This window comes from Candidatus Desulfosporosinus nitrosoreducens (assembly GCF_030954495.1).
GTDB classification, from domain to species: Bacteria; Bacillota; Desulfitobacteriia; order Desulfitobacteriales; family Desulfitobacteriaceae; genus Desulfosporosinus; species Desulfosporosinus nitrosoreducens.
The window spans coordinates 313,809-324,436 of sequence record NZ_JAVHUW010000083.1 but is presented as its reverse complement, the minus strand read 5'-3'; the positions used below and the strand labels follow the sequence as shown (position 1 = coordinate 324,436).

Sequence of the window (10,628 nt, the reverse complement as noted above, 5' to 3'; positions counted from 1 at the left end):
AATGAGTTGTTTAACACCCTAAAACACGTTGAGTTGCGGTTGTGCGATACACTGGTAAGTTTAGAAAATGATCCTCTAAGAGTTAGGAGTATTACAGGTTGGGATTGGATAGTATCTAATATGTTATATGCAACTTAGTATTAATTCAAACTAGCCATAAAAAATCAGGCTTGCCAATTAGATCACAATGCTTAAATTAAATTCATAGTTTTAGCGGCTTCCGTCAGTTCTTCTCGAAAATCCGGATGTGCTATAGCAATAAGGGCTTGGGCCCGCTGCTTGGCAGATTTGCCCCGCAACTGGGCAACACCATATTCCGTCACAACATAATTGACATCATTCTTGGAGGTCGTAATAGCCGATCCGGACGTTAACATCGGCGTGATACGTGAGATCTTCCCGTCTTTCGCTGTTGCTGGCAGCACAATAAAAGATTTCCCGCCTTTAGAACGATTGGCAGCCCGTACAAAGTCCGCTTGCCCGCCTGTACCACTATAAGGTGTCCAGCCCATACTCTCAGAGCAGCATTGACCTAAGAAATCCACCTGCATAGAGGCGTTGATGGAAATTAAATTGTCATTTTTCCCTGCCAGCCAAGGGTCGTTCGTAAAATCAACGGGATGCATTTCAAGCTGTGGGTTACGATGCATAAAATTATAAAGGCGTTTGGAACCCAGAGCAAAGGTGGCGACAACTTTTCCAGGCAGGTAATTTTTCTTGAGATTGGTAACTGCCCCACTTTCAATCAAAGTTAAAATTCCGTCCCCAAACATCTCCGTATGAATCCCTAAATCGTGTTTATTGGTAAGCTGCATAACCACAGCATCCGGGATAGCTCCAAACCCAATCTGAATCGTTGAACCATCGTCAATTAAGCCCGCCACATATTTTCCGATGGCAGCCTGGACAGGCCCTATAGTGGGCAATCCGACTTCAGTCAAAGGAGTATCGTCTTCGATGACAGCCGTGACTTTGGAAATATGGACCAGATTGTTGCCGTTAGCAAAGGGAACGTTAGGATTCACTTCGAGGACGACAGTGCGGGCCTTTTCGATAGCAGCTATCGTATAATCCGTTCCCAAACTAATGGAAAAGTAGCCAAAGTCGTCCATGGGTGAGGCAAGGGCAAAGACTGTGTCCGCTGAAAAAAGACCGTCCTGAAACATTCTGGGCATTTCGCTGAAGTAGCTGGGGATGTAATCAATCCACCCTTGTTGACCACCTGCCCGCGTGGGGCCTCCTAAGAAAAACGCCAGGTGGCGAACATTCTCGACTGTTTCGGGGTCAAGGTACCCAAATTTCCTTAGCGGAAGAATTTGACAAACCTTAACGTCGTGATACTCCCGCCGATGTTCGGACAGAGCTGTCAACAGCGCCGGAGGTTCTCCCACTCCTGTTGGCACGATGAGGAAATCTCCATCCTGGACTAATTTAATCCCTTCCTCGGCCGTTGTTAGCTTCTCTTGGTACAGATCTTTAATCTTTGACATTTTAGCCCCCCTACATTCATCTCTGATCTCAATATGTCAATGAAATCCCTTAACTTAATCATACTCAGCAATCTTCCAAGCGTCAAGATTGTTTTTATAATATTCTTATTATTTAGAATGTTATATTCTTATTGCAAGCGTTTATCCGCACAGGAGTAATTCCCTAGAAAAGGACCACTTCGGATTTTCAGTTCGTAATTCATGGAATTATACATATTTTCAGTCTGATTAATTTTCGTCTCTTGAGATTCATGATAAGGTATGATAAGCTAATCTAAATTAATCCATTTTAGGTGCCCTTCGGGGAGAATAGGGAAGTGCGGCTTAAAACCGACGCGGACCCACCACTGTAGGCGATGAGCCTCGCAAACCACTGGCTTTTGTTGGGAAGGTTTGCGAACCGGCGATGATTCGTTAGCCAGGAGACCTGCCTGAAATGTTGACAGCTTCCCCAGCCGGGAAGCGTCGGTGACGAAGGTAAAGTCCCGACCACAAAGTTCTTTGTGGTGGGGACTTTTATTTTATTCAAAAACCATTCTAAACTATTAAGGAGGGTATTCCACGTGAAAAACTTAACAGAAGATCAGCTTTATGCCCAACTCCAAGTTCTTGTCAACTCAATCTCCGACCTTGACGAAGAGGCCATGACTCAAATTCAAGTACGTTTGGATTCTTTGACCAAACCACAGGGAAGTCTCGGGCAGTTAGAACATTTGGCCAAACAGTTGGGAGGTATTCAGCGCACCGCTCAGCCTCAGATCCTGAAAAAAACCGTACTTTTAATGGCCGGCGATCATGGAGTCGTCGCAGAAGGAGTCAGCGCCTTTCCTCAAGAAGTAACTCCCCAAATGGTGTATAATATTATCAATGGCGGTGCTGCTATCAACGTCCTGGCTCGCCTAGCCCAGGCCGATGTGGTTTGCACGGATGTCGGAGTTGCCTTTCCCCTTGAAGGAAATTGCCTCCACAAGCGGGTGGCTGACGGAACCCGCAATATGACGAAAGGTCCGGCTATGACCCGGCTTGAAGCCTTGCAGGCCTTATTTGTGGGCGCGGAAGTCGCTCAGGAGAAAATTCAAGAAGGATACAACCTTTTAGCAACCGGAGATCTTGGCATCGGCAATACCACACCCAGCTCGGCCATCGTTGCCCTCCTGACAGATTCCCCTGTCAAATCCGTTGTGGGGCGCGGAACCGGAATTGATGATGAGGGACTCATCAGAAAACGGCAAGTTATTGAAAAAGCAATCGCAGTGAACCGGCCCGATGTAACGGATGGTCTTGATGTCCTGAGGAAAGTAGGCGGCTTGGAAATCGCCGCAATTGCCGGCAGCATTATTCAAGCCGCCGCAAGCCATGTTCCCGTGGTTATCGACGGCTTCATTTCAACAGCGGGGGCCTTAATTGCCGCTAAATTAGCTCCCAAAAGCTTAGACTATATGATTCCGTCCCATGGCTCCGTTGAGATCGGACACCGCAAAGCTCTGGCCGCTCTCCAATTAGATCCGGTGCTTAATCTCAATATGCGGCTGGGCGAAGGAACGGGCGCAGCCTTAACCTTTCAACTCGTTGAAGCTGCCCTGCACATACTTTATGAAATGGCAACTTTTGGGGACGCAGGGGTCAGTGAAAAATCCAACTAGCCTATTGTGTCCCCTTCAGCCAGACAATGAGGGGAGTCGGTGAACTTAATGTCTCAATTCACCCTGATTACCGGGGGATCGCGCAGCGGCAAAAGCAGTTTTGCAGAACTTTTAGCTGCACACACTGCTTTGCCTGACCGTCCCGTTACTTACATTGCTACTGCCCAAATCTGGGACGAAGAGATGGCTTACCGGGTAAAAAAACACCAACAGCAGCGGCCGGCAAGCTGGCAGTTGATCGAAGAACCGCTCAACATTCGAGATATTTTGCTCCAGTTAAGCGACAAGGACGGAGTCATTCTTCTCGATTGTGTCACCCTTTGGCTGACCAATCTTCTCCTGGCCGAGCAAACAGACTCTGCCAATAACACAGCTTCGCCAGCTCCTCTTAACGACCACCCCATGGCTGAGCAAGTTGAACCTAAAATCTTAAGTATCGTTCAAGAAACGGCCCTGCTAGCCAAGGAAATAAAGCCCCAAGTCATTTTTGTCACAAATGAGGTAGGCCAGGGAATTGTGCCGGACAACCCCTTAGCCCGAACTTATCGCGATTTGGCAGGAAAAAGCAATCAGATTCTCGCCCAGTACGCCGATAAGGTTTATTGGGTTTTAGCCGGTCTCCCCATGGAAATCAAACGCTCAGGTGAGGCCTTGCTCTCTTCCTTGCGCAAGGAGTGATCGGATATGCGCGGATTTCTGATTGCCCTTACCTTTTTAACAAGAATCCCTTTGCCCTCACCCAAGGTTGAGGTCACATCGGAAGAATTCAACCTGAGTTACCGCTATTATCCTTTAGTCGGACTTGTTATTGGAGGCGTCCTCTGGCTGCTGGCCAAGGGCCTGAGCCCCTTTTTTCCCCCTTTGGCGCTGGGGGCTCTCCTGCTGGTCGCCGAGCTGATGCTTACGGGAGGGCTCCATCTTGACGGCTTCATGGATAGCATGGATGGACTGCTGTCCGCACGCACTCCTGAACGAATCTTGGAAATCATGAAAGACAGCCGGGTTGGCGCCCATGCTTCCATGGCCCTGATCGGCTTGCTGCTCCTCAAATTCTCCCTATTGGCCAGCCTGGCTCCCTCCCAGTTTTCAATCCTCCTGCTTATGCCTATGCTTTCCCGCTGGGTATTTCAAATTGGGGTTATCGCCTTTCCCTATGCCCGCACTCAAGGTCTGGGCAAAGGAATTCACGATATCACCCGCTGGATTCCTTTTCTTATCGCTGGCGCCCTAGTTTTGGGAGTTTCCTACCTTCTCGCCGGCTATGCCGGACTGATTACCTGGGGAGTATGCGTCATCGCCGTAACTCTCTGGGCTTGCAAAATCTCCTCCCTTTTAGGCGGGCTGACCGGCGACCTCTACGGAGCAATGATTGAGATCTCCGAAGTTATATGCCTGCTAGTGGCCTTTCCTTTCCTAAAATAACTATTTTCTCAGCCTTCTTGAGCGCTTAATTGTGGTTTGCAATTTTTTAAGCAAAGAGCATTCTAAAAGGATCGCGGCGAAAGCCTCGGTTTTCTTAAGCGAGCTTAAACCTGCGTGCCGTATTTTGCTGGACGACTGCAGCCGAAGAGAGTTCATTGATGGAACCGTTGATCTCCTGCATAGACGTCATCTGGTCCGCGCTACCGGAGGCGACTTCCTCGGTTTGGGCCGTTATCTCCTCGCTGATCGTGGCAACCAAGGCAATCTCGCTGACAATTTGCTCTGAGTTCTTCGCGAGCTTGCGCGTAAAATCAGATACTGCCTCAATCTGTCTGTTGACGATTTTAGTGCTTTCCTTAATTCTGCTGAAAGATTCTTTTGCTTCTCGGATAATCCCGCTACCGCTTTCCACAACCTCCTTTTCCACATTCATGCTGGTTATCGCCTGCTCCACATTTCGTTTAATATCATGAATAATCTGTTCAATTTGCCTAGTTGACCGAGCGGATTGCTCAGCCAGTTTACGCACTTCTTCAGCAACAACACTGAAACCGCGCCCGTGCTCCCCGGCCCGGGCTGCCTCAATCGCGGCATTTAAGGCCAGCAGGTTTGTCTGATCGGAAATGGCCTTGATCGTTTCCACAATCGTCTGGATAGACGCTGATTTTTCGCCTAAATGAGAGATGAATTCTCCGGTTCCGGAGACGGTTTTATGGATTTGCTGCATTTGAGCGTCAGTCTTGCTGATCGCCCGATCACCCTCATCCGCCATGACCAAGGCTTGTTGAGATGCTTGGCCGGTCAGAGTGACACTCTGATCAATCTGTTGAATCACCACACTCATTTCCTGAATCGCGTGGGAGATATTTTGCACGCTGACGGCCTGATTCTGTGATCCCTCGGCAACCTGATTAATCGCCAAGGCCACTTGTTGAGCCGCCGTGACCGTGGTCTCCGCGCGCCCGGCCAGAGTGCCTGAGGATTCCGCGAAAACGTCGGCACCCTGGGCAATGCTGCTGACCAGGGAACGAAAATTCTCGACCATCATATTTAACGCTTTGCATAAGTCTGCTATTTCATCTCTTTCTGTTAGGCACGACATCTGTGGAGTCAGATCTCCCTGAGCCACCGTTTCGGCGAATTCCACTCCCCTTCTCAGGGGCCTGGAGGTAAGAAAAGCTATGTATATTCCGTAGAGAACGATAAATCCGCTTGATGCCAGCATCAGGGTGAGGACCAAGGGCAGATGTTTGGAGATTTCCACCCCGGAGTTTGCCAGGTAAAAGGCTGATCCGCCTGCGGCAAGGGTAATGGCAGCGTTGATGCAAAAAGCCAGTATGAGTTTGCCGGCCAAAGTCAGATTGAACCACCAGCGGACGACGGAGACATGCCTTAGAAAGAATTGGCTTGCTTTTTCAATGAAATCATCCATAGAAACTTGGCCTCCTTGAATAATTAAATGCGCTCTCGGAAAATCTTCCGAGGGCTATTTTCATGCCCTGGGGAGTTTCGCTTAAATCGTTTCTTCTCCAAACAGAGGCAATTTGAAAGTGGTCTTTTATTTACCAAATCAAAAGCCAACGCTATGGCTATAGAAATGATGTCGGAGTGTAATGCATAAATTTTGGCCTAACAAGCCTTGACTTTTGGCAATTACCCTAAAAATTATATTGAAGGCACTTTTGGCTTCAATATAATTTTTAGAATTCATCTCCTTGTTCCAATGTAAATTCGTCCTGGCAGGGGCTGAAAAAGAGGAGGAACAAGCGTTCCCCCCATAGGTTATATTATTGAGTTGAGAAGTACTGCTTCCTCAAAGATTGGTTCAACACTCTCCACTTCCGAAACTATAGTCAGACCTCCCAAGATGCCTAGGTTAGAGAACAGAAGCAGTCCGACTAAAGGATCTCTGTATAGAAAACAGGCTAGATTGAGGACTTGGCTCCCGACCAAGTCCCCATGACATAAAAAACAAACCCGAGTAAACCTTGAAAATGCTAAATCTTCAGCTGATTGCATCAGCCTGCATTTGAGCAAGCGCTTTATTTTGGTCATAAATTCCATGCCAATTGACGTAATCCATCCCACTCATAACAGCCCCGTTACCCGCTTTTTCGTCAAACAGAAGCAATCTCTCCTTCTCCAGTCTTTAAGGCTGGTAAGCACGGGTTGCCAAACCGGAGCAATTAATTGTTTTTAGCCCCGTCCTGTATCCAATTGCGGATCGTTTTAATTTGGTCCGGGCTAAGGGGCTCCTTACCGATTGGCATCTGAGGCTTTACGGTACCTTCCAGCTTCTGAATCAATTTGGAACCGTCCGGGTTGCCGGGGATGACATCTATCTTTGTCACATCGGCGTAGCTGTCCAGCAGGTAGTTATTGGCACTTCCATGACAAGTAAGACACTGATTTTGAAAGACAGGTTCAATGTCCTTCTTAAAGCTGGGGTGTGCAATCACGCCATTATCAGCCAGAGCTTTGGGCACTGAGGCCATTCCCTGGTAGGTAAGCAGCACCAAACCGACCACTAAAACTCCAGCCACGCTCAAGGCCACTGGGCGTTTACGCGGCTTTCTGCTGGGATTACGGTCCAGCCAAGGGAGAGCAAAGAGAACTATAAAGAAGATAAGCGGCAGACCTACCATTGCCAAAACATCAAGATAACCGGGAAAGTACTTAAGCATTTGATAGATGCCGAAAAAGTACCAAGCAGGTTCCGGAATATAGTGGCTCTTATTCAAAACATCTGCCGGTGCTCCAAGGCCTTTGGGATATACCGCTGCTAAAATCCACATGGCCGCCCCTACAAAAATCACAACTAAAATCATGCGAAAAGCAACATTGGGCCAAAACGGCAAAGAATTTTCCGAAACGTCTTCCCCCCGTTTCTTGGCTTCGCCAAGTTCGTCCGTACAGGCCATACCCTGCCGCAGGACAAAGAAAAAATGAGGCACAAAAGCCAAGAGAATTAAAGCCGGCAGCATCAACATATGCACAGAATAAAAGAATGTCAATGTAGTTCCCGTAACCTGAGCTCCTTTGCGCAGAAACTCAACCAAGAAATTCCCTATCAACGGGACATAACCGGCCATCGCAGATCCGACCACCGTCGCCCAGTATCCTTCTTGATCCCAGGGCAGAAGGTAGCCGGTGAAAGCTAAACCAAGCGTCCCGATGAGAAGAACTACTCCCATGACCCAGGTCAATTCGCGCGGACGCTTGTAAGCCCCTTCATAAAAGACCCGCAGAAGGTGCAAGACAATAAGTACGACCATGAAGTTGGCCCCCCAAGAATGGAGAGAACGGACAAGGTTACCCACCGGGGTCGCCTGTATGAGCTTAATACTGGCATAGGCTCCTTCTGCTGAAGGTGTATACACTGTGGCTAACAGAATACCTGTGACAGCCTGGTTGATAAGGGCAAATAAGGTAGCAAACCCCAAGTAATCAAGGAAACTACTGCGTTTAGGCACTGGGTGATCAAACAGGGAAGCCAGGCCTTTACTCAAATGGAGACGTTCTTCGAACCACTGCTTCACGTCAGCCTCCCTCCTAAAAACACGGAATCGCCCTGCACTTGGACAACCCGTCTAACCAAAGGTTTAGGGGGCGGGCCGGACAGAACATTGCCTTTCAAATCATAAACCCCCCCGTGACAGGGGCACATGTATTGCTTCATAGAGGGTTCATAATTTACTGCGCATTGTAAATGCGTACAGTGAAAATCCAACGCCAGCCAACCTTCAGCGCCGAGGTTAGTAACATACATCCCCTCTTCGCCCCCGCTTCCTTTATATACCATCAGCTTAGGAACACCTACCGTGAAATCATTGACCTTCCCTACTTCTTGCAGCTGCTGAGCATTGGCCGAAGCGGGCAGGAGAAAATCTCCCGCCAGTCCGACATAGCTCAAACCAATCACTGCGCCCAGGCCGCCGATCCCTATCTGGAGAAATTTTCGCCTTGGCATAGCCTTTTCCTCTTTGGACATTTTCCAACCTCCCACCGCTCGTTATTTTAAGGTTTTCAGATAACTGATGATATTGGCTTCGTCCTGGGCGCTCAAGGCCGGGTTGCCCGGCATCTGAGCGTCTCCGGTTTTCATCCACTCCGTCAGATTGGCATCGTTCACAGGCTTGCCATTAGGCAGGGCGCTTTTGCTGTAGATTCCTTTCAAGCCCGGCCCGACAATTTTCTGATCATCAAGGGCATGACAACTGGCACAATTGCTGTCGAAGAGCTGTTTCCCCTGGTCAGGACTGCCTTGGGCCGTTGTGACCGCTGCTTGTGCCGGAGCTGAGGGCGTGGCCGGCTGAGAGGTTACCGGGGAACTTTGATCAGTGCCCCCGGAGGAGGACGAAGGCGGAGCTCCACCCGTTTCAGTCTTGGCAGCCGGCGCGCCGCAGCCCGACGTTACTAAAACAACACTCAGCACAACCCCTAAAAACAAACGATTTTTCAACATCATCAAGTTCCTCCTCTTTTTTAATATAAATCTCTTTCAATCTAAGCTTCTTTCACTGTAAATCTCTCCTGAGATCCCAATAAGCCATTTCTCCCTATCCGCCCGAAACTTAACTGTGATGAATTCCCGAGTCTCTCCCTTATTGGGGGCCAAAATTGCCAATCCTCTTTCAGTAAGAACTTCTAAACCCAAAGCGCGGAATATCACTGATGATCCAACTGATCCAACCTTCGAAATTACTCCTTCATTCCGTCCATCGCCTTAGCCGAAGCTTGACCGGCGGTGGCCACAGTGTCGAAAGCAAATTCTTCCCCTCCGGTTCGGACGAGGATCTGCCAATCACCCGGCATACTCAGAGTTTGTTCTAAGGTGTAAAGACCTTTTTTCCCCTGGGGCTGGGCCTGCACGACATGCGAACCCATATCCATTTTAGGCATCTTGAACTCCACCTCAACGGCCTGCTGGACCGGCTGCCCGTCCCGTGACACCTGCAAAGTATAATGGATAGGCGTGAGGCTCGTTTGCGGATAAGGCGTGATAGCCAAAGCCACCTTCTCCTGATTCTGACTTTTTTCAAACTGGTATTGGGGTGTGCCGCAGCCCGTCAGAGCCAAACTAAAAGTCAGGCCTAAAAGCAGACCGCCAAGCAAACCCACCCCCCGGCGCCCCGCTCTCCCCCCAGCCGGACTCCGCCGCTCAATCCACGTTCTTCTCATAATCCATCCCCCTTTACTTAGCCGCCAGGATTGCCTTGGCGGCATGCGCTACTTTATAAACCCGGTGATATAGGGTTCGCACCACTGCCCAGTAAAGGCCCAACACCCAGGCCAGCCAGACCAAAACCGCAGCCGCAGGCGCCTGGAACCCCGGCAAAGCGGCCATAGCTTCCGTTGTCGGCCCGAACAGTTCTTTCAGATCTGTCAGCCGGATGGCTAAAATCCTCAGCAAATCGCTGGGATTGAGGACCATTAAAACGTAAAGCAAAATCATACTTGTCGAACCGCTGCTAATCATTAAGACTTGAACCACCAGGATATCGTAAAGAATAACCATCCCAAACCAGAGTGCCAGGGCCGTAAATAAAGCACTGAGCCGATTTTTGGACTGCAAAGAAACCAGCGAACCCAGGATCAGAAAAATCAAAGCTAAGCTCAGAGCTGTTCCCAAATTAACCAGGAAAGGGAGCACGCGGCGGTCGCTGGAGAGAAGCATCAGGACCAGGCCCGAGCCGCCAAAACCCGCTAAGAGGGCCGCAGCCAAGGCTGCCCATTGCCCCATGATCCGTCCCAGACAGATCTCAGCCAAACCGACAGGCTGGGTCAGCAGGAGTTCCATCGTCCCATCTTCGAATTCCCCCGCGAACCCTTGAGAACCAAGCAGCAGTGCAATAAGCGGCACAAGCAGCGCAACCAGGTTGAGCAAGCTGACCCCGACACGGCTGAACTGCACGTCCTCAGCCCCGGGCGAAATAAAACCAATAATGGACAGCGTCAGGGCCAGCACAAAAAAAACCGCTCCAAAGCCAAGAACTAACCGGTTGCGGGAGGCCTCCAGCAATTCTTTTTCCGCCAGAATCATAAGATTCTTTCTTTTCATGGCATCCTCCCC

General features: G+C 49.4%; 11 protein-coding genes and 1 riboswitch. Of the genes, 3 read left to right on the top strand and 8 right to left on the bottom strand.

The genetic code is table 11. From position 1 onward, the window contains the following. Window positions 1–191: 191 nt before the first annotated feature. Entirely contained in the window at window positions 192–1,490 is a 1,299-nt protein-coding gene (locus REC12_RS25720) for an acetyl-CoA hydrolase/transferase family protein (RefSeq protein WP_308899167.1), read from the bottom strand. A 274-nt stretch (window positions 1,491–1,764) separates the two neighbouring features. Then, window positions 1,765–1,939: riboswitch (cobalamin riboswitch) on the top strand. Between the two features lie 114 nt (window positions 1,940–2,053). On the opposite strand from REC12_RS25720, the gene cobT reads away from it, so the two are divergent. From cobT to cobS, 3 genes are read left to right on the top strand one after another with little or no spacing between them, the layout of a single operon-like run. Next, entirely contained in the window at window positions 2,054–3,133 is a 1,080-nt protein-coding gene (gene cobT, locus REC12_RS25715) for a nicotinate-nucleotide--dimethylbenzimidazole phosphoribosyltransferase (RefSeq protein ID WP_308899166.1), read from the top strand. A gap of 48 nt (window positions 3,134–3,181) precedes the next feature. Beyond that, window positions 3,182–3,811 (top strand): bifunctional adenosylcobinamide kinase/adenosylcobinamide-phosphate guanylyltransferase, encoded by a 630-nt coding sequence (cobU, locus tag REC12_RS25710; RefSeq protein ID WP_308899178.1) that lies wholly within the window; start codon window positions 3,182–3,184, stop codon window positions 3,809–3,811. 6 nt (window positions 3,812–3,817) lie between these two features. After that, a complete protein-coding gene (cobS, locus tag REC12_RS25705) occupies window positions 3,818–4,555 on the top strand; it encodes an adenosylcobinamide-GDP ribazoletransferase (RefSeq protein ID WP_308899164.1) in 738 nt (245 codons plus the stop codon). A gap of 94 nt (window positions 4,556–4,649) precedes the next feature. Here cobS and REC12_RS25700 read toward each other — a convergent pair whose 3' ends face one another. The 7 genes from REC12_RS25700 to REC12_RS25670 form a co-directional block, all read right to left on the bottom strand. Next, window positions 4,650–5,987 (bottom strand): methyl-accepting chemotaxis protein, encoded by a 1,338-nt coding sequence (locus REC12_RS25700; RefSeq protein ID WP_308899162.1) that lies wholly within the window; start codon window positions 5,985–5,987, stop codon window positions 4,650–4,652. A 573-nt stretch (window positions 5,988–6,560) separates the two neighbouring features. Continuing rightward, entirely contained in the window at window positions 6,561–6,686 is a 126-nt protein-coding gene (locus tag REC12_RS25695) for a hypothetical protein (protein ID WP_308899160.1), read from the bottom strand. A gap of 55 nt (window positions 6,687–6,741) precedes the next feature. Then, window positions 6,742–8,094, bottom strand: a complete 1,353-nt coding sequence (locus REC12_RS25690) for a cytochrome b N-terminal domain-containing protein (RefSeq protein WP_308899158.1) — start codon at window positions 8,092–8,094, stop codon at window positions 6,742–6,744. Next, window positions 8,091–8,546, bottom strand: coding sequence for a QcrA and Rieske domain-containing protein (locus REC12_RS25685; RefSeq protein WP_308899156.1), 456 nt, complete (start codon window positions 8,544–8,546; stop codon window positions 8,091–8,093). The genes REC12_RS25690 and REC12_RS25685 overlap by 4 nt, the downstream gene beginning before the upstream one ends. Before the next feature lie 21 nt (window positions 8,547–8,567). Continuing rightward, window positions 8,568–9,023, bottom strand: coding sequence for a c-type cytochrome (locus REC12_RS25680; protein ID WP_308899155.1), 456 nt, complete (start codon window positions 9,021–9,023; stop codon window positions 8,568–8,570). A 233-nt stretch (window positions 9,024–9,256) separates the two neighbouring features. Beyond that, window positions 9,257–9,736: a FixH family protein gene (locus REC12_RS25675; RefSeq protein ID WP_308899154.1), complete on the bottom strand. Its 480-nt coding sequence runs from the start codon at window positions 9,734–9,736 to the stop codon at window positions 9,257–9,259. A gap of 13 nt (window positions 9,737–9,749) precedes the next feature. Continuing rightward, window positions 9,750–10,616: an ABC transporter permease gene (locus tag REC12_RS25670; RefSeq protein WP_308899153.1), complete on the bottom strand. Its 867-nt coding sequence runs from the start codon at window positions 10,614–10,616 to the stop codon at window positions 9,750–9,752. Between the last annotated feature and the right edge of the window lie 12 nt (window positions 10,617–10,628).

Bases quoted from the DNA above. Each gene is read 5' to 3' on its own strand.
- REC12_RS25720 (WP_308899167.1), bottom strand. From the start codon at position 1,490: ATGTCAAAGATTAAAGATCTGTACCAAGAGAAGCTAACAACGGCCGAG.
- cobU (WP_308899178.1), top strand. From the start codon at position 3,182: ATGTCTCAATTCACCCTGATTACCGGGGGATCGCGCAGCGGCAAAAGC.
- cobS (WP_308899164.1), top strand. From the start codon at position 3,818: ATGCGCGGATTTCTGATTGCCCTTACCTTTTTAACAAGAATCCCTTTG.
- REC12_RS25700 (WP_308899162.1), bottom strand. From the start codon at position 5,987: ATGGATGATTTCATTGAAAAAGCAAGCCAATTCTTTCTAAGGCATGTC.
- REC12_RS25685 (WP_308899156.1), bottom strand. From the start codon at position 8,546: ATGTCCAAAGAGGAAAAGGCTATGCCAAGGCGAAAATTTCTCCAGATA.
- REC12_RS25680 (WP_308899155.1), bottom strand. From the start codon at position 9,023: ATGATGTTGAAAAATCGTTTGTTTTTAGGGGTTGTGCTGAGTGTTGTT.
- REC12_RS25675 (WP_308899154.1), bottom strand. From the start codon at position 9,736: ATGAGAAGAACGTGGATTGAGCGGCGGAGTCCGGCTGGGGGGAGAGCG.
- REC12_RS25670 (WP_308899153.1), bottom strand. From the start codon at position 10,616: ATGAAAAGAAAGAATCTTATGATTCTGGCGGAAAAAGAATTGCTGGAG.